General features: G+C 42.9%; 18 protein-coding genes. 16 read left to right on the top strand and 2 right to left on the bottom strand.

Going from position 1 to position 18,181, the window contains the following annotated elements:
- Positions 1–6: 6 nt before the first annotated feature.
- Positions 7–894, bottom strand: a complete 888-nt coding sequence (locus FOC45_RS03250; protein WP_231121894.1) for a restriction endonuclease — start codon at positions 892–894, stop codon at positions 7–9.
- Positions 895–1,562: 668 nt separating this feature from the next.
- Between FOC45_RS03250 and FOC45_RS03245 the strand changes: the two genes are divergently transcribed.
- The 16 genes from FOC45_RS03245 (at position 1,563) to FOC45_RS03170 (ending at position 17,930) form a co-directional block, all read left to right on the top strand.
- Positions 1,563–2,564 (top strand): PLP-dependent cysteine synthase family protein, encoded by a 1,002-nt coding sequence (locus FOC45_RS03245; protein WP_009392665.1) that lies wholly within the window; start codon positions 1,563–1,565, stop codon positions 2,562–2,564.
- Positions 2,565–2,581: 17 nt separating this feature from the next.
- Positions 2,582–3,844 carry an aminotransferase class I/II-fold pyridoxal phosphate-dependent enzyme gene (locus FOC45_RS03240; protein ID WP_009392668.1) on the top strand — a complete coding sequence of 421 codons (1,263 nt, stop codon included), beginning with the start codon at positions 2,582–2,584 and terminating at the stop codon, positions 3,842–3,844.
- A gap of 126 nt (positions 3,845–3,970) precedes the next feature.
- A complete protein-coding gene (locus FOC45_RS03235) occupies positions 3,971–4,669 on the top strand; it encodes a polyprenol monophosphomannose synthase (protein WP_009392670.1) in 699 nt (232 codons plus the stop codon).
- A 4-nt stretch (positions 4,670–4,673) separates the two neighbouring features.
- On the top strand, positions 4,674–5,042 hold the full coding sequence (locus FOC45_RS03230; protein ID WP_009392675.1) for a diacylglycerol kinase family protein: 369 nt from the start codon (positions 4,674–4,676) through the stop codon (positions 5,040–5,042).
- Between the two features lie 4 nt (positions 5,043–5,046).
- Complete coding sequence (locus FOC45_RS03225) at positions 5,047–5,919, top strand: DMT family transporter (RefSeq protein ID WP_009392676.1); 873 nt, start codon at positions 5,047–5,049, stop codon at positions 5,917–5,919.
- A gap of 121 nt (positions 5,920–6,040) precedes the next feature.
- The gene (locus FOC45_RS03220; RefSeq protein ID WP_009392677.1) at positions 6,041–6,367 is read left to right on the top strand and encodes a hypothetical protein; all 327 of its coding nucleotides are present in this window, start codon (positions 6,041–6,043) and stop codon (positions 6,365–6,367) included.
- A gap of 144 nt (positions 6,368–6,511) precedes the next feature.
- Positions 6,512–7,447, top strand: a complete 936-nt coding sequence (locus tag FOC45_RS03215; protein ID WP_009392683.1) for a DUF6268 family outer membrane beta-barrel protein — start codon at positions 6,512–6,514, stop codon at positions 7,445–7,447.
- Between the two features lie 6 nt (positions 7,448–7,453).
- Positions 7,454–8,536 (top strand): sensor histidine kinase, encoded by a 1,083-nt coding sequence (locus FOC45_RS03210; protein WP_009392684.1) that lies wholly within the window; start codon positions 7,454–7,456, stop codon positions 8,534–8,536.
- Positions 8,533–9,225, top strand: a complete 693-nt coding sequence (locus FOC45_RS03205; RefSeq protein WP_009392687.1) for a LytTR family DNA-binding domain-containing protein — start codon at positions 8,533–8,535, stop codon at positions 9,223–9,225. Before FOC45_RS03210 ends, FOC45_RS03205 begins: the two co-directional genes overlap by 4 nt.
- Before the next feature lie 60 nt (positions 9,226–9,285).
- A complete protein-coding gene (locus FOC45_RS12220) occupies positions 9,286–9,606 on the top strand; it encodes a DUF6660 family protein (RefSeq protein ID WP_084063424.1) in 321 nt (106 codons plus the stop codon).
- An 85-nt stretch (positions 9,607–9,691) separates the two neighbouring features.
- Positions 9,692–14,023: a CusA/CzcA family heavy metal efflux RND transporter gene (locus FOC45_RS03195; RefSeq protein ID WP_009392691.1), complete on the top strand. Its 4,332-nt coding sequence runs from the start codon at positions 9,692–9,694 to the stop codon at positions 14,021–14,023.
- 5 nt (positions 14,024–14,028) lie between these two features.
- Positions 14,029–15,213, top strand: a complete 1,185-nt coding sequence (locus tag FOC45_RS03190; protein WP_009392693.1) for an efflux RND transporter periplasmic adaptor subunit — start codon at positions 14,029–14,031, stop codon at positions 15,211–15,213.
- 4 nt (positions 15,214–15,217) lie between these two features.
- On the top strand, positions 15,218–16,768 hold the full coding sequence (locus tag FOC45_RS03185; RefSeq protein WP_369700496.1) for a glycine betaine ABC transporter substrate-binding protein: 1,551 nt from the start codon (positions 15,218–15,220) through the stop codon (positions 16,766–16,768).
- Positions 16,765–17,475, top strand: a complete 711-nt coding sequence (locus tag FOC45_RS03180; RefSeq protein ID WP_009392697.1) for an ABC transporter ATP-binding protein — start codon at positions 16,765–16,767, stop codon at positions 17,473–17,475. Before FOC45_RS03185 ends, FOC45_RS03180 begins: the two co-directional genes overlap by 4 nt.
- Positions 17,463–17,702: a zinc-binding dehydrogenase gene (locus tag FOC45_RS12150; protein WP_315144522.1), complete on the top strand. Its 240-nt coding sequence runs from the start codon at positions 17,463–17,465 to the stop codon at positions 17,700–17,702. The genes FOC45_RS03180 and FOC45_RS12150 overlap by 13 nt, the downstream gene beginning before the upstream one ends.
- Before the next feature lie 72 nt (positions 17,703–17,774).
- Positions 17,775–17,930 carry a hypothetical protein gene (locus FOC45_RS03170; protein ID WP_231121893.1) on the top strand — a complete coding sequence of 52 codons (156 nt, stop codon included), beginning with the start codon at positions 17,775–17,777 and terminating at the stop codon, positions 17,928–17,930.
- A gap of 9 nt (positions 17,931–17,939) precedes the next feature.
- Here FOC45_RS03170 and FOC45_RS03165 read toward each other — a convergent pair whose 3' ends face one another.
- The gene (locus FOC45_RS03165) at positions 17,940–18,170 is read right to left on the bottom strand and encodes a phosphohydrolase (RefSeq protein ID WP_009392705.1); all 231 of its coding nucleotides are present in this window, start codon (positions 18,168–18,170) and stop codon (positions 17,940–17,942) included.
- Positions 18,171–18,181 lie beyond the last annotated feature (11 nt).

The raw sequence follows: 18,181 nt of genomic DNA, 5'->3' as shown, positions 1-18,181 counted from the left end.
CAGTAGTTAGAAATTTTCATCTATTCCTTTTATTTCGACAGTACGCTTGGTTTGTATAGCTACATTATGCTTAATAGCAAGGTGCATTAGGCGGTCGTAATCAACGAGGACAATTTTATGAGAGGGGTTTTGTACCGCTTCTGCTTTGGCTTCAGGAGAAAAAGTAGAAGTGGTAATAAAGACCCCTTTATTTGTGCCTTTTAGGCTCAACGCCCCTATAAAATTGCGTATGTCTTTAGAAGTAACTTGCATTTCCCACTTCTTGGCTTGCATATATATCTTCTCAATCCCTAATTCATCTTGATACATCACCCCTTCTATTCCTTCTTTTTCTTGCTTCCCTATAACTTCAAAATTAGAAGAATCTACTCCTTTATACCCTATTTTCTTGAGCAACTCTACTATAAAATACTCGAAAAAAGAAATAGGACGACTCTTTATAACACTTAACAATTCGAACTTCAAGGATTGATAAAGCATCAGAGAGGCTTTGCCTATAATAATTTCGGGAGTCTCATTTTGCATTTCAACCTCTACCGTACGAGTATTTTCGGGTAATGCCTTACTCTCATCAAACATAGTTTCCCACGCTTGAAACTGGTCGAATTTGCGGAGATAGGCGGTATCCATCGTTTTGGCACGCTCTTGGGTAAGCGCTTGTTCGCCTGCTTCGGTGATTTGGTAGTAGCCTTTGAGAAAACTGGCTACCAAACCCGCCTGATGTAGGTGGTTAGAAGCCCAATCGATGCGGTTGCGAAAAAGAGATTGATTGCCATTAGGTACCTTCACCTTCATATCATCCATAGTAAGACTAAAATGCACACGAAGCATCTCCACGATTTGCTCGGTGGAATAGACGCGCCCGTCCTTAATTGCTTCGAGAAAGGGATGCATTAGTTTTTGAAAATCAGGGATATTCATAACCTATGGATATTATACAAAGGCAAAGATACAAATAATTTGCTAATTAGCAAATTAGGTGGAGCCGCTGGGCAATAAAATGGGAGGGCTGAGAAGATTGGGAAAGCTGGGAGGGCTGTGAAGGCTGAGAAGGCTGTGAAGGCTGTGAAGGCTGAGAAGGCTGTGAGGGCTGGAAGGACTGGGAAGGCTGCGAGGGCTGGGAGAGTTGGGAAGGAATGAGAGGGCTGAGAAGGCTGTGAGGGCTGGGAGAGCTGGGAAGGAATGAGAGGGCTGGAAGGACTGGGAGAGCTATGAGGGACTGGGAAGGCTGTGAAGATTGGGAAGGCTGCGAGGGCTGGGAGGGCTGGGAAGAAATGAGAAGATTAGGAAGGCTATGAGGGGTTGGGAGGGATAGGCTGCGGGTAGAATATTTTTCTGAATTTGGGAGGGTAATTAGATGTTTATACTTCGGTGATTGTTCGGTCATTCTTCGCTCTTCCTAAAGGGTGTGTATATCGTTTGTAAAGGGAAGGTATAAAAGAATTTTTTTCTGATTTACTGATTTACTAATTTTGCTAATTGGTAAATTATTCGTATCTTTGCGACTTCAAAGTTAGAATGGGTTCTTACTAAATTTAGTATCACCTTAAAACAAAAAAGTAATGAAAATAGATAACTCATTAGGGGTGTATGACAGTTTGCTCGATTTGATTGGAAACACTCCGCTACTGGAACTAAAAGAGATAACTAAAGGACTGAAAGGGCGTTTCTTCGGGAAGTTGGAAGCCTTTAATGCAGGTCACTCGGCTAAAGATAGAGTAGCTAAATATGTAATAGAAGACGCTGAACGCAAAGGTTTGCTGAAACCAGGTAGCACTATAGTAGAAACCAGCTCAGGCAATACAGGCTATAGCCTTGCGATGATTAGTGCCCTACGCGGCTATAAGTGCATTATAGCGATTAGTGATAAATCATCGCACGATAAGGTGGAAATGCTGCAAGCCTTAGGTGCTGAAGTACATCTATGTCCGGCAAATGTAGCCCCTGATGACCCTCGTTCTTACTACGAAGTGGCTAAGCGCATACACCAAGAGACTCCTAATTCGATTTATATCAATCAGTATTTTAATCCGTTGAACCCTGAAGCGCACTACCAATCTACTGGACGTGAGATATGGGAGCAAACACAAGGCGAGATTACCCACGTGGTGGTATGTAGCGGTACAGGGGGTACTATTTCGGGTATTGCTCGTTATCTGAAAGAACAAAACCCTAAAGTACAAGTACTGGGGGTTGATGCCTACGGGTCGGCTATTAAAAAATATCACGACACTCGCGAGTTTGACCCTGCTGAGATTTATCCGTACAAAATAGAGGGTATGGGCAAAAATCTTATCCCTACGGCTACTAACTTTGATGTAATAGACGAGTTTATAAAAGTAACCGACAAAGATGCTGCTCTGACTGCCAGAGAATTAGCACGCACTGAAGGACTATTTATGGGATACACCAGTGGGGCTGCGATGCAAGCTGTAAGGCAATATGCCGAAATGGGACGATTCGACGAAAACAGTATAGTAGTAGTGCTTTTTGCCGACCACGGTTCGCGCTATATGAACAAGATATACAGCGATGAGTGGATGAAGAAAACGTTTAATATTTAACATATAAATAAAGAAGAATGAAAGACTTATTTGAGCATATTTATGCAAATAAAGGTAGTATAGGACGCTGGTCAGAGCACGCAGAAGGGTATTACGTATTTCCTAAATTGGAAGGAGAATTAGGCCCTCATATGAAATTTCAAGGAAAGGAGATACTCAACTGGAGTATCAACGATTATTTAGGGCTTGCTAATCACCCTGAAGTGCGCAAAGTAGATGCCGAAGCGGCTGCTGAATACGGAGCTGCTTACCCTATGGGGGCACGTATGATGAGCGGACATACGACTATGCACGAAGAACTTGAAAAACGCTTGGCTAAGTTCGTACACAAAGAAGCTGCTTATTTGCTAAACTTCGGTTACCAAGGAATGGTGTCTATCATCGATGCTTTAGTGACTAAAAACGATGTGATAGTGTATGACGTAGATGCACACGCTTGTATTATTGACGGGGTACGCCTACACTTCGGCAAGCGCTACACCTATCAGCACAACGATATGGAGAGCTTTGAGAAGAACCTTGAGCGCGCGGCTAAATTGGCAGAGACTACTGGCGGCGGTATCTTGGTTATTTCAGAAGGTGTTTTCGGTATGCGAGGCGAGCAAGGCAAGCTAAAAGAAATAGTAGCCCTTAAGAAGAAATATCCGTTCCGCTTATTGGTAGATGACGCTCACGGTTTTGGTACTTTAGGTCCTAGAGGTGAAGGTACAGGTGTACACCAAGGCATACAAGACGAAATAGATGTTTATTTCTCTACTTTTGCTAAATCGATGGCTGGAATAGGTGCTTTCGTAGCAGGAAATGCTAAAGTGGTAGATTATCTAAAATACAACCTACGTTCGCAAATGTTTGCTAAGTCGCTACCGATGATTTACGTAAAAGGTGCCCTAAAACGCTTGGAGATGATGGAAACTATGCCTGAACTACAGCAAAAACTATGGGACAACGTGAATATGCTACAAAACGGACTAAAAGAACGCGGCTTCAACATCGGTAATACTAACACTTGTGTAACGCCTGTATTCTTACACGGTAGCATACCAGAAGCGATGGCTATGGTAAATGACCTACGCGAGCACTATGGTATTTTCTTATCGATAGTAGTGTACCCAGTGATACCAAAAGGAATGATACTGCTTCGCATTATCCCTACGGCTTCGCACAGCAAAGAAGATATATTGCGCACTTTAGATGCTTTCTCGGCTATACGTGAGAAACTTGAAACGGGTGTATATCGCGCTATGAATGCTGAGCTAAGCAAAGAAATGGGTGATATGTAATTAAGAATTTTGAATGATGAATTATGAATTCTGAAAACTTTGCCAAAGGTCGTAGCACAATAACGCTATTTAAACTTTTGGCAAAGTTTTTGTATGTGCGGAGTGGTAAAAACTTTAAATTGAATTTTGTTAATAATAATTCCTACATATAATGAAATAGAGAATATAGAAACCATCATTAGAGCGGTGTTTAGTCGCGATGAGAGGTTTCATATCCTCATTGTAGATGACAACTCGCCTGACGGGACGGCAGCTAAGGTGAAAGCCCTACAAACGGAGTTTCCTACACGACTGTTTTTGGAGGTTCGCACCGAGAAAAAAGGCTTAGGAACGGCTTATATACACGGCTTTGAATGGGCATTGGCACACGGCTATGACTATATTTTTGAAATGGATGCTGACTTCTCGCACAATCCTGATGACCTACTGCGCCTATACGAGGCTTGCTGCAACGGCAGTGATGTAGCTATCGGGTCGCGGTATGTGAAAGGCGTAAATGTAGTGAATTGGCCTCTGCCACGCATACTGCTCTCTTACGGTGCCTCTATCTATGTACGAATTATTACTGGAATGAAGATAAAAGACCCTACTGCGGGTTTCGTATGCTATAAACGGCAAGTACTAGAGGCCATTAACCTTAGCAGCGTACGATTTGTAGGGTATGCGTTTCAGATAGAGATGAAATACCGTGCCTATCTGAAGAAATTTAAGATAACTGAAGTACCTATTATATTCACAGACCGAATTAGAGGAAAATCTAAAATGAATAAAAGCATTATCCGTGAGGCTATATTTGGCGTTATTGGAATGCGACTAAAGCAATAAAAAGATGGAATTTATAAAAAACCGACTCAAAAGCCTACAATATGTATTTCAAGGCGTATACTACTTAGTGAAAAACGAACCTCCTGTAATAGTACACATACTAACCTCTTTGGCTTGGGTGATTTTAGGGTTTTATTTTCAAATCACTACTAATGAATGGATTATTCAGCTATTATGCATAGGAATAGTGCTCTCGGTAGAGGGTTTGAACACTGCAATAGAGAAAATATGCGACTTTGTACACCCTGAACACCATAAAACCATAGGAATTATCAAAGATATAGCGGCAGGAAGCGTGGCTTTTGCCGTAATACCTGCTACCATAGTACTCTGCATCATCTACTACCCCTACGTGCTAACTCTTTTCTTTTAAAAATATGAGAGATACAGTAAAAGGTTATTTGGCAGCGCTTATATCGGCTGTGACCTACGGAATGATTCCGCTCTTTATGATACCTATCAAGCAGGAGGGATTTTCAGTAGATGCCGCTCTCTTTTACCGGTTTATCATCACGGCTGTTTTTATAGTGGGCTATCTGTTTTATAAACGAGAGCCTTTGCGCATTGCGCCGCGGGAAATAGCTATCTTTGCTGTATTAGGACTGTTGTACGCACTCTCAGCTGAGTTTCTTTTCTTAGCCTACGATCTTCTTTCGCCTGCGATTGCTTCGACCATCTTTTTTATGTATCCGCTTATCGTAGCTCTGGCATTGGCTTTCTTCTATAAAGAAAAGCTAACTCTGCCTACTATTATAGCGCTTCTGATAGTGTTAGTAGGTATTTTCTTGCTAAGCGTTAAAGATATTAATAACCTTACTATCAACTATATGGGTGCGTTTATTTCGCTTTTAGGAGCCCTATCGTACGCCCTGTATATGATTATTGTAAACAAATCGAAAATATCGGCTTCGGGGATAAAAGTATCGCTCTACTCTACCCTATTTTCGGCTCTTTACTTCTTGATAAAAATACCAATTACTGGCAATACCCTGCCCATACCCGAAATAAAAATGGGAGCCTTATTGGTAGGTTTTGGGATAGTAACGACGCTACTATCGCTCATCACGCTCATCTACGCTATACAGATGATTGGTTCGACCCCTACTGCCATAGTAGGAGTGGTAGAGCCCATAGTGGCAGTGGCTATCAGCATTTGGGTATTTAGGCAGGAAGAGCTAACGGTAAATCTATTGGTAGGAGTGGTGCTCATCATTATAGCGGTGCTAATAGAAGTGCTGAAGAAACGATAATTGTTATTTTTTTGGTTGTTTAAAAAAATATTTATATTTTTGCGACTCTTTAAAAATATAAAAGGCAGTGCCCGAAAAGCCTGTAATAGAGTAGGGAGTAATTAATATTTATTTAGTTTTTATGGAAAATACAGAAAACGTACAAGAACCTGTACAGCAACCTGCACAAAAAGAAGTACAACCTACCTTTGTTATTCAGCAAGCTCCTGCTGCTTCTAACGCTATGGGTACCGCAGGGTTTATCATAGCCTTAGTTACCATTTTCTTATTTTGGATACCTGTATTAGGATGGATACTCTGGTTACTAGGACTTATCTTCTCGGGAATAGGGGTAACGAGAAAACCAAAAGGTTTAGCTATTGCAGGACTTGTAATTTCGCTTATAGGATTAATACTGCTAATAGTAGTACTCGGTCTGTTTGCAGCAGCTGTTGCATTAGACCAATAAGATAAAGGGCTGCTACAAAGCAGCCTTTTTTATAAAACAATTAGTATAGTAAATTCTGCTTTTGGTATAGAAAAACAACTCTTTTTCTTCTGACAATTCGTTTTTCTGTACTTTTGCCACTGTAATACTTAAATCTTTATTATAGTGAAAGAAATATTTACTTTTATAATCTTGCTTTTGGGAGTGAATTCTTTTGCGCAAATTAGCGTAAAAACGGAATACATCGGCAACTCTGAATTCTACGATGCAGTAGCTGATACTAATACGGGCAATGGTTCAGCTATGATTTATTCGGCAGGTGCGATGGTGCCTCTATCGATGCAAGCGTCCGCTGAAGATGACCCTTATAAGCGTGCTACCATTTGGGGCGTGGCTCTTAGCGGTACTTTCGTAAAGATGGACAATCATAATTTTCCTATAGGGAAAGAACTGCCTTCGCAAGTGATGAACTTGGGAGCAACCGTGCTTCACTTACGTCCGTTGAAAGAGCGTTGGTCTATGTTGATGGCTCTGGGTATAGGAAGCTATACCCCTGAAAATAGACTGTCGGCTATCCGCATAGACGAAAATGTTTTGGCTAATGGGGCTTTGGTGTTTATATGGCATTGGAGACCTAACCTTGAAATAGGAGGTGGCGTGGCTCTTAACAACAGTTTTGGTTATCCTATGGTGTTTCCTGCCCTTTATTTGAAATACAAAGGAGGTTTTTCTGATAAATTCACTATAGATATCAATCTACTTGACGGTACGAAAGTAGCTTTTGGTTATGATTATAGCGAAAACCTCAGCTTGAAATTAGTAGCTAATATAGGAGGTTATTCGGCATACCTAAGACGCAACGGACAAAAAGAAATGTTCTCTTCGCAAACTTTTTTTGTAGGATTAGAACCTGAGTTTAAACTGGGTAAGCATATAAGCATTCCGGTGACTTTTGGCGGTAGTTTTATCCGTTCGGGACGTTATAGAGAACGTACCCTCAGTGCGATGTTTGCTTCTGAAGCTAAAAATGAAGACGGTAGTGCGCGCTCGAGTGTATTTTTGCCTGCGTTGTACTTTGCAGCGGGAATCACGATTAAGTAATTGACAATGAGTACTGAGAATCCTAACATATTTTTGAAGAACAACTTCTTTTTGCAGTTTTTTATAGCTGATAGATACCGCATTTATCGGCATATAACTGCTTGTTGCTTATTGCTTCTGTTCTTTCTGACGACCAAAGAATGGGGCGCCTATAAGGGGATTTTTGACCATCTGGACTGGATAGAAAGATGGTTAGTTATCACCATCGCTTTTTACCTAAACCTGTATGTACTCATTCCGCAGTTTTTATTTAGAGGCAAGCTCATTAACTATGCTATCAGTCTTGTGGGCGTACTCTTTGTTTTTCAGGTGCTTACCTACTACCTAAACAGCGTAATATGGAGAGAGTACATCATTAGTGAAGACCTTAAAAAGGCGATGGCTTTGCCTATCCCTACCCTATTTATCTTTTCACTGTTGAGCTTGTTGCCCTTTATAATGACCTCTACTTTCTTAAAAATATTTCAATCGTGGATAAAAAACAACGAAAAGATGCAGGAATTAGAGCGACAAGCCGCCGAGAGTGAACTACAAGCCCTAAAAAGCCAAATACAACCACACTTTTTGTTCAATATGCTCAACAGCATTAATATATTGGTGCATATAGACCCTGAAAAAGCCTCGTATACCCTTGTAAAACTATCTGATTTCCTACGGCATTTGCTCTATCAGTCGCACGAGGAGCGGGTTTTCCTTTTGTCGGAACTGCGTTTTTTAAACGATTATCTCTCTTTGGAAGCAATGCGTCGTGATGATTTTACTTATGAGCTTACATACAATGAAAAGAATCTACAAGGGATACAACTTCCTCCTAACATATTGCTGATATTAGCAGAAAATGCTGTAAAACACAGTACTGATAGCCTTGCCCCTACGTATATCTATATGAAATGTGAAAATAAAGAGGGTTGGTTGCACTTTTCGGTGCGCAATTCGGTACCTTCAGAGCCTCATCGCAAACACAAGTGTAGTGGAATAGGCTTACCCAACCTAAATCGGCGATTGGAACTGCTCTATGGAGACCATTTTGAGCTTTCGCAAGAAGCTTTAGCCCAAGAATATATAGTAACTTTAGCTTTGCAACTATGAATTGTTTGATAGTAGATGATGAACCTTTGGCACGTATTGGTATGGAGCGCCTTATTAGGCAGTATAGCCAGTTAAAGCTCTTGGGTTCGTTTAAAAATACAGCGGGCATAGCGGACTTTCTGAAGAAAAACGAAGTACATTTACTTTTTTTAGATATAGAGATGCCAGGGGTAAACGGCTTGGAGTTCGCTAGAACCTTGCCCGAACAGACTTTGGTGATATTTACCACCGCCTACAGCCAGTATGCTTTAGATAGCTACGAGGTAGATGCACTGGACTATTTGGTAAAGCCTATCACCCCTGAACGTTTTAAGAAAGCTGTTGCCAAAGCTGAGAGTTACCACCAATTGCTCACTCAGCAGAAAACAGATTTTGAGTCTACTGACACACAATATATTAACATTCGTGCTAACAGGCGGAATTACCGCATCGCTCACAGTGATATCCTCTATATAGAGGCACTGAAAGACTACGTAATTATCCACACTTTTACCGATAAATACATTACGTGGATTAACCTTAAGAATATACACAGCCAACTACCTTCTGCGTTATTTGTACGCGTTAATAAGAGTTGCGTGGTGAATGTACAGCACATCAGTTCGTACACCCACCAATTTGTTTGCATTGGTGAGACCGAAATTCCTATTGGTAGGGCGTATGAGGTAATTAGCAAATTTGGGAATTAGCAAAAAAATTATCATTGATTGATTGCTATATGTCATTATTTTACTATTTTTGCCCCCAATATGAGATTTTTCACCTTCATACTTAGCTTATATCTGTTGGCACTCACTGGGCTGCCCTGTACGGATATGCTTGAAGGTGAGGAGTCTTCAGCTTCTTATGAATTTGTAACAGCCCCAACTGGGGAACACTCTCATTTTCATTTGGATATCTGTTCACCTTTCTGCATTTGCACTTGCTGCCAAATGGTAATCAGCACGCCCACTACTTATGAGGCCTTAACCATTGCTCAAGCCACCGCAACCATTCCCTCCTATAGCTATCCCCTGACCGTATGGTCTTCGAACTACTATGGGAATATCTGGACTCCTCCCAAGATATAGTCTTTTCTTTCTTCATCTCAAGTGATTGTTCATTAGTCATCTCACCCATCATTAGTCATTAACTAATCATTAATTCTTATTAGAAATGTTAGACAAAATCATACTATTTAGCATCAAAAATAAGCTATTTGTAGGATTCATGACCCTTATGCTTATTTTTTGGGGCGTATGGAGTGCTACAAGGCTCCCCATTGATGCCGTTCCAGATATTACTAACAACCAAGTACAAATCATCACCTCTACCCCTACTTTGGCCTCACAAGAGGTAGAGCAACTGGTTACTTTTCCTATTGAGCAAGCCATCGCCAATATTCCTGGGCTGGAGGAAACACGCAGTATTTCTCGCTTTGGCCTCTCGGTCATCACAGCCGTCTTTAGCGAGGATATGGACATCTACTTTGCCCGCCAGCTAGTCAATGAAAAGCTCAAGGAGGCACAGGAACAAATCCCTCAAGGCATAGGCTCGCCCGAACTCTCACCCGTGAGTACCGGACTGGGGGAGGTATATCAGTATATCATTCGCCCTACGGAACAGAGCAAAAACAAATATTCCGCCAAAGACCTCCGCACCATGCAGGACTGGATCGTGGCTCGCCAACTCTATGGTACCAAAGGAATAGCCGAAATCAACAGCTTTGGAGGCGAACTCAAGCAGTATGAGGTGGTTATAGACCCCGATCGCCTCCGTGCCATGGGGGTGAGTGTCAGTGATATTTTCACTGCTTTGGAGCAGAACAACCAAAATACAGGAGGTGCCTATATCGACAAGCGCCCCAATGCCTACTTTATCCGAGGAATAGGCATGGCTCGCTCCCTTGAAGACATAGGCAATATAGCCGTAGGCAAGCACACCCCTCCCCTCTTTATCAAGCATGTAGCCGAGGTACGCTTAGGGAGTGCCATTCGTTATGGAGCTCTTACCTACAATGGCGAAGTAGATGCCGTTGGGGGCGTGGTGATGATGCTCAAAGGTGAAAACAGCCACGAGGTAGTTAGCCGTATTAAAGAAAAACTACCCACTATACAACAATCCTTGCCTGACGATGTAGTAATAGAACCTTTCTTAGACCGCACCGACCTAGTGCAACGCGCTATTCACACGGTAGAGAAAAACCTCTTAGAGGGGGCACTGATTGTCATCTTCGTTTTGGTACTCTTCTTAGGCAACTTGAGAGCAGGACTGATTGTAGCTACTGCCATTCCACTTTCTTTGCTCTTTGCCTTAGGAATGATGAACCTCTTTGGGGTAAGTGCGAACCTGATGAGCTTGGGGGCAATAGACTTCGGAATTATCGTTGATGGGTCGGTTATTGTGGTAGAAGCAGTGATGCACCATTTAGCTATCCGTAAAAACCGACAACCACTTACCCAAGCGCAAATGGACGATGAAGTGTATCATTCTGCGTCCAAGATACGCAGTAGTGCTGCCTTTGGCGAGATTATTATCTTGATGGTATATATCCCAATCCTCACCTTGGTAGGGGTAGAGGGCAAGATGTTCCGCCCTATGGCACAGACTGTAGTCTTCGCTATCTCAGGGGCGTTGATTCTTTCTCTTACCTATATCCCTGCCATGAGTGCTTTGCTCTTGCCTAAAAAGGTGAGTGACAAGCGTAGTTTTGCCGAGAGAATGATAGCGTGGCTCTACCGTCACTACCAACCGCTCTTTGTCCGTTCTATCCGCCTTAGGGGATGGATAATAGGCAGTACCGTGGTACTGTTCGTTCTTGCGGTAGGCATTTTCAGCCGTATGGGAGGTGAGTTTATTCCACAACTACAAGAAGGCGATTTTGTTTTTGAATGTATTCTGCCACCGGGCACTTCCCTGAAGCAGAGCTTGGAGACTTCCATGCAGGCCTCTCGCCTGATTCGTGAGTTCGACGAGGTGAAAATGGTGATAGGCAAAACAGGTTCTGCCGAAATACCTACCGACCCTATGCCGCTGGAAGCCTCCGATATTGTGATCGTACTCAAGAGCCAAGACCAATGGAAAAGTGGTCGCTCCTATGAGGAATTAGGAGATGCCATCATTGAGCGGCTCAAGGATATTCCTGGGGTCTTTTTTGAGAAAAGCCAGCCTATACAAATGCGTTTCAACGAATTGATGACAGGTGTCAGACAGGATGTAACGATAAAAATCTTTGGAGAAAACATGGATACCCTCGCCCACTACGCCCAAAGAGTAAGCCAACTTATCCAGAAAACAGAAGGTGCTACCGCCCCACAGGTCGAAAAAGTAAGCGGACTTCTGCAAATCAATGTTACTTACGACCGTGTGCGTTTGGCCAACTACGGACTTTCGGTGCAAGAGGTCAATGAGGTACTCAGTACCGCCTTTGCTGGTAAGAAGGCTGGGGTTGTCTTCGAGAACGAACGAAGGTTCGACCTTGTGGTACGCCTCGATAGCCTCCATCGTACCGGAATTGACGATGTACAGCATATGATGGTAGCTACCGAAAATGGGCAGGTGCCGATGAGCCAATTGGCCACTATCAAATATGAATTAGGCCCCGCACAAGTAAGCCGTGAAGCAGGCAAGCGCCGTATCGTCATTGGCTTCAACGTGCAAGGGCGCGATGTGCAGAGTGTGGTGAGTGATATAGAACAAAAATTAAAGGGCGTAAAGCTCCCTACGGGCTATTACTTTACCTATGGCGGTCAGTTTGAGAACCTACAACAAGCCACCGACCGACTGCTCATAGCCGTGCCTGTAGCCCTACTTTTAATATTTTTCTTGTTATACCTTACTTTCCACTCTATAAAACAATCATTGCTCATCTTTAGCGCTATCCCGATGAGTGCCATTGGGGGCGTATTTGCCTTGCTTCTTCGGGGAATGCCTTTTAGTATTAGTGCGGGTATTGGTTTTATCGCGCTCTTTGGGGTAGCAGTGCTCAACGGTATAGTGCTTATTGGCACTTTCAACCAGCTGAAAAAAGAAGGAATGACCAACCTTTTGCATCGCGTGATTACGGGTACCGAAATGCGTTTACGCCCTGTGCTAATGACGGCTATGGTGGCGAGCTTAGGTTTCCTACCTATGGCACTCAGTCAAGGAGCAGGAGCAGAAGTACAACGCCCCTTAGCTACAGTGGTTATTGGGGGGTTAGTATCGGCTACCTTCCTCACCCTCTTTGTGCTTCCGTTGCTTTACATCGCTTTCAATAGTACCTTTTCTTGGCGCCGTCCTTCAGCTAAAGTACTCACGATAGCCCTATTGCTTATCAGTCCTATAGCGCTACACGCTCAGCAGTCTTACTCGCTACAAGAAATAGAGCAAATAGCCCTTAAGAACAATGGAGTGATTAAGGCAGCACAACTCAAGCTACAAGGAGCAAGTGCTAAAGAGCGAACCTCTTTTGAATTGGCTAAAACAGACTTTACAGGGCAATACGGGCAGTACAGCAGTGCTGAAAAAGACCTTTCAGTAGGTGTATCACAATCTATTCCTTTGCCTACAGTATTTGCTGCTCGCAAAAAGCTCTATCAAGCAGAGACACAATTACAACAAGGGCAATTAGCCCTTCAGCAGAATGAACTGAAGCGGCAAGTGCGCAACGCATATCAGCAATTGCAATATTTGACTTTTAAAGAGGAACAGCTCTTGCAGCTTGATAGTCTCTACAATAATTTTATTCGCATTGCTGAAGTACGCTATAAAGCAGGGGATACCAAGAAGATAGATATTAACACTGCCCAAGTGAAGAAAGGAGAAATAAGTTTGTTACTTCAACAGAACAAAACTATACAACAAGCTACCTATCGCAACTTGCGTACGTTAATGCAAACAGAAGAAGCATTTACCATTACCAAGTCGCCCGTGTATGAGCCTTTGTTACTCAGTGAGCCTTCGGATGTACAACTCTCTCAGCACCCTTTGGTACAACTCAGCTATCAAGAAGCAAACATAGCTGAGCACAACAAACGTCTAGAGTGTGCCCAAGCCCTGCCCGACCTTACATTGGGCTATACCAATCAGTCTCTTATAGGAATGCAAACCATTGGAGGGGTAGAGACCTATACTGATAGAAGTAAACGTTTTCACTTTGCCACCATAGGGCTTTCAGTTCCTATTTTTACCGCTACCCGTGCCAAGGTGAAAGCTTATAAATATCAGAAAGAAGCAGCTATAGAAGCAGCTCAACAAACAGAAAAACAGCTTAAAACTCAATGGATAAATCTGCAAGAGGAATACCAACTGAATTTGCAAAAATATCAGTTTTACAAACAAGAAGCGCTACCTGAAGCCGAGCGCATTATCCGAGCCAATCAGTTAGGGTATAGCGCAGGTGAAATAAGCTATGTGGAGTACCTTTACACCCTACAGACAGCCGTAGATACCCGCTTGGCATACCTTGAGAGTATCGAGGCGCTTAATCAAAAAGTAATAGAAATACAATCCCTTTTAAACCAGTAAAACAAATGAAAAAATATGGTATAAAAATCGCTTTTATCCTTATAGGAATTAGTCTATCAGCCTGCAATGGCACTCCTACAACTACCAATAATCAAAAGCTCGAAGAGCGCGAAGAACACCACGAAGAAGGAGGCAACCTGACCACCCTTACCCAAGTTCAAATCCAAACTGTAGATATTCGTTTGGGACATATAGAAGAAAAAGCTCTTGCCGCTACCCTCAAAGCCAATGGAATACTGAGCATGCCTGCCGACCATCAGGCGAAGGTATCGACTGTATATGCGGGGATTATCAAGAGCGTAAAGGTAGAAATAGGCAGTTATGTGCAAAAAGGGCAGGTAATTGCCACCATATCCAATCCCGATTTTCTACAACAGCAACAGCGCTTGCTCACCGTAAATAGCCAAATCGAACTTGCCCAGCAAGAGCTTGACCGCCAGCAGATCCTCTACGAAGGCAATGCCGGTACGGGTAAGAACTTACAAGCGGCCACTACCCAACTACGTACCTTACGCACTGAAAAAGCAGCCCTCGAAGAGCAAATACGCCTAATGGGCTTAAACCCTCAAACACTCACCGATAAGGGAATGCAATCTACTTTGGCGATAGTGGCTCCTATTAGTGGGAATATCAGTGCGGTATATACTAACAAAGGGGCTTATATAGATGCCTCCACCCCTATTGTGGAAATCATCGACAACAGTTCGCTACACCTGCACTTGCAAGTGTATGAGCGTGACTTGCCTTACATTAAGGTAGGACAACAAGTGCACTTCAACCCTACCAATAACACCTCTCGCGAATATGATGCCCAAGTGTATAACATTGCGGCTTCGTTTGAAAACGAAAGCAAAAGCATCATTGTACATTGCCACGTAGAGGGTGACAAACAAGGGCTCATCAATGGAATGAATGTAACAGGGGTTATCAGTCTTGACAAACAAACGACCCCTGCTGTACCTAACGAGGCTATCGTAGAGGATGCTGGTAAATCCTACATTTTTCTGGTAACCCAAACTTCGGATAAAGAAACCTCTTTTGAGAAAGTGGAGGTAGTAAAAGGAGCTTCCGAAAGTGGCTATACCGCTATCGCCCCAGTAAAACCGATCGCCCCCGAGCAAACAATCGCTACCAAAGGCGCCTTTTTTATCAATGCTACCTTGGTCAATAGCGGCGAACACGAAGACTAAACTAATGAACATCTTGACAGATCTTATTTCTCTTCTTCGTGAGGAAGCGCCGTTCTTCCTGCACCTCACTGCTGAGCATTTGCTTATCTCGCTCTTGGCAATTGTTATCGCAACGTTTATAGGGGTGCTATTGGGAATCTTTATCAGCGAGTACCGCAAGTATGCCGTTTGGCTCTTAGGGGCTGTGAATGTGCTCTATACTATCCCCTCTATCGCTTTATTGGGTTTCTTTATCACTATTACGGGGGTAGGGAACCTCACGGCTCTTATTGCTCTAATACTCTATGCTTTACTGCCTATTATCCGCAGTACTTATACGGGTATTACCCAAATCAATCCGCTGATTGTAGAAGCTGCAGAGGCAATGGGTAGCACCCGCAGGCAACTGCTTTGGAAAATCAAACTTTCTTTAGCCCTGCCTGTACTGATGTCGGGCATTCGGAATATGGTAACGATGACCATTGCGCTCGCTGGTATCGCCTCGTTTGTAGGTGCTGGGGGCTTGGGGGTGGCTATCTACAGAGGTATCACTACCAATAACAGTGCGATGACCCTCATAGGCAGTGTGCTGATTGCGCTCTTGGCTTTAGGTTTTGATTTTCTTTTGGCAAAAGTAGAGCAACGATTGGTGCACCGTGAAGTTGCCTATAAGCGCAATCCACTAAAGCTGGTAGGGATAGGCATTTTGGCACTGCTCATCACTCTCTTCTTTGTGCTTTCACCTAAGAAAACAAAAGATATACATATCGCTACCAAACCGATGACTGAGAGCTATTTGCTGGGGCAGATGCTTTCTTTGCTTATTGAACAAGACACGGGGCTTTCGGTGCGACTGACCAATGGTGTAGGGGGTGGCACCTCTAACATTCACCCTGCCATAGCGCGTGGAGACTTTGATATGTACCCCGAGTACACCGGTACTGCGTGGGAAGCAGTACTCAAACGCAAAGACCCTTACAACGAGAACAAGTTCGCCGACTTAGAAACTGCCTATAAAAAGCAATACGGATTGGAATGGGCTAACCTATATGGCTTCAACAATACTTATAGCTTGGCAGTTAGCAAGGAAATGGCTCAAAAATACCAGCTTAAAACTTTTACTGACTTGGCTAAGGTGAGCGAGCGACTTATCTTTGGGGCTGAATACGACTTCTTTGAGCGAGAAGACGGTTACAAAGCACTACAAGAGGTATATGGGATGCACTTTAGAAAGGTACTCGATATGGATATCGGACTGAAATACCAAGCGATGCGTGATAAAAAGATTGACGCTATGGTGGTTTTCACTACCGATGGACAGCTATCGGTAAGTGAGGTGGTGGTACTGCAAGACGACCGTAATATGTACCCCTCCTACAAGGCAGGCACGGTGGTACGCACCGAGCTACTGACCACCTACCCCACCCTGCGCACTACTTTGACAAAGCTGAACCAGCTAATAGACGATAGCACGATGGCACACCTCAACTTCTTAGTAGAAACCGAGAGAAAACGACCTGAAGAAGTAGCTAAAAACTACCTGCTACAAAAAGGACTTTTACACCCACAACAATGATAACATTCACCCACATATACAAAAGCTATAACGGTAAGGAAATCATCTCCGATTTCAACCTCACTATTGAAAGCGGTACTTTCCTCACCATCATAGGCACTTCGGGCTCTGGTAAAACTACTGTGCTGAAGATGATTAACGGGCTGGTATTGCCTGACAAAGGGGAGATACGTATTGACGGCAAAAATATTGCCAACGAAAACCTCATTGCCTTACGCCGCAACATAGGTTATGTAATCCAAGGTAATATTCTCTTTCCGCACCTGAGCGTGGCAGAGAACATAGCCTATGTGCTTGTTCTAAAGAATTATCATAAAAGCGACATCAGCCGTATTGTTGCTGAAAAACTACGGTTAGTAAACCTCGCTCCTGAACTGGCTAAGCGTTTTCCGCACGAGCTATCAGGAGGACAACAACAACGGGTGGGGATTGCAAGAGCCTTAGCTGCTAATCCTAACATCATACTAATGGACGAGCCATTTGGAGCGTTAGACAGCATCACCCGCAAGCAGCTACAGCGCGAGCTAAAAGCATTGCATCAGCTTTCAGGGGCTACTATCGTATTTGTTACTCACGACATAGCCGAAGCCTTAACACTGGGTACCAAAGTATTGGTGTTGGACAAGGGTGTTATTCAGCAATACGACACCCCCGAAATGATTAAAAGCAATCCTGCTAATGATTTTGTAAGACAATTGGTTCATTAATAATTTATAAAAATGAAAGCTATCGTTATCCATCAAGCGGGCGATGCCCAGCAGTTACAAATAGAAGTGTAAATGCCGAAAAGATTACTCAGTTATTTGCTTATATTGACGAACACGATGTACCCGTTGCTCCCGAAAAAGTATTTGCCTTAGAAGAAATAGTTACTGCTCACCAGTATGTTGAAAGCAGTGCAGGTTATGGTAAGGTGGTGGTACGCATTAGCTAATTTGCTAATTATTTATATCTTTGCAATCAATAAACTACTTTGATAAAATGAATACTTTCGCAGCCTTAGACTTTGAAACCGCCAACCAATACCGCAGCAGTGTATGCAGTATCGGACTTGTTTTTACTGTATTTTGATTTAAAGCAACATCACCACGCCTTAGCCGATGCCGAGGCTTGTGCACATATTGCTTTAGAACTTTTTAAGATAGATGATGATAGTTATTGATATAGTAACTTATTCAATTTCCTCAAAATACCTATCTAAATGGCATCCTATTTCCATATCTTCATCTGAAGAATTTCGTAAAACTATATATCTATAAGATTTCTCCGCATTAACGAATACAAAATTTTGTTCGCCATAGTAAGCTTGGTAGCCCTCATCTGCTAACAGCCAAACCTCACCCTTTTTAAAGTTGAAAATATCATTTTTCACTCGATAGCTCTTTCCTACTTGCAGTTCCATAATATGTTTTT

Origin of the sequence: Capnocytophaga sp. FDAARGOS_737 (genome assembly GCF_009730375.1) — a bacterium.
GTDB classification, from domain to species: Bacteria; Bacteroidota; Bacteroidia; order Flavobacteriales; family Flavobacteriaceae; genus Capnocytophaga; species Capnocytophaga leadbetteri.
Note: the sequence above shows the minus strand (reverse complement) of the source record. Positions and strands in the feature narration are given on the sequence as shown.

Bases quoted from the DNA above. Each gene is read 5' to 3' on its own strand.
- FOC45_RS03185 (WP_369700496.1), top strand. From the start codon at position 15,218: ATGAACATCTTGACAGATCTTATTTCTCTTCTTCGTGAGGAAGCGCCG.
- FOC45_RS03205 (WP_009392687.1), top strand. From the start codon at position 8,533: ATGAATTGTTTGATAGTAGATGATGAACCTTTGGCACGTATTGGTATG.
- FOC45_RS03240 (WP_009392668.1), top strand. From the start codon at position 2,582: ATGAAAGACTTATTTGAGCATATTTATGCAAATAAAGGTAGTATAGGA.
- FOC45_RS12220 (WP_084063424.1), top strand. From the start codon at position 9,286: ATGAGATTTTTCACCTTCATACTTAGCTTATATCTGTTGGCACTCACT.
- FOC45_RS03165 (WP_009392705.1), bottom strand. From the start codon at position 18,170: ATGGAACTGCAAGTAGGAAAGAGCTATCGAGTGAAAAATGATATTTTC.
- FOC45_RS03190 (WP_009392693.1), top strand. From the start codon at position 14,029: ATGAAAAAATATGGTATAAAAATCGCTTTTATCCTTATAGGAATTAGT.
- FOC45_RS03195 (WP_009392691.1), top strand. From the start codon at position 9,692: ATGTTAGACAAAATCATACTATTTAGCATCAAAAATAAGCTATTTGTA.
- FOC45_RS03245 (WP_009392665.1), top strand. From the start codon at position 1,563: ATGAAAATAGATAACTCATTAGGGGTGTATGACAGTTTGCTCGATTTG.
- FOC45_RS03225 (WP_009392676.1), top strand. From the start codon at position 5,047: ATGAGAGATACAGTAAAAGGTTATTTGGCAGCGCTTATATCGGCTGTG.
- FOC45_RS03230 (WP_009392675.1), top strand. From the start codon at position 4,674: ATGGAATTTATAAAAAACCGACTCAAAAGCCTACAATATGTATTTCAA.
- FOC45_RS03180 (WP_009392697.1), top strand. From the start codon at position 16,765: ATGATAACATTCACCCACATATACAAAAGCTATAACGGTAAGGAAATC.
- FOC45_RS03220 (WP_009392677.1), top strand. From the start codon at position 6,041: ATGGAAAATACAGAAAACGTACAAGAACCTGTACAGCAACCTGCACAA.
- FOC45_RS03250 (WP_231121894.1), bottom strand. From the start codon at position 894: ATGCATCCCTTTCTCGAAGCAATTAAGGACGGGCGCGTCTATTCCACC.
- FOC45_RS03210 (WP_009392684.1), top strand. From the start codon at position 7,454: ATGAGTACTGAGAATCCTAACATATTTTTGAAGAACAACTTCTTTTTG.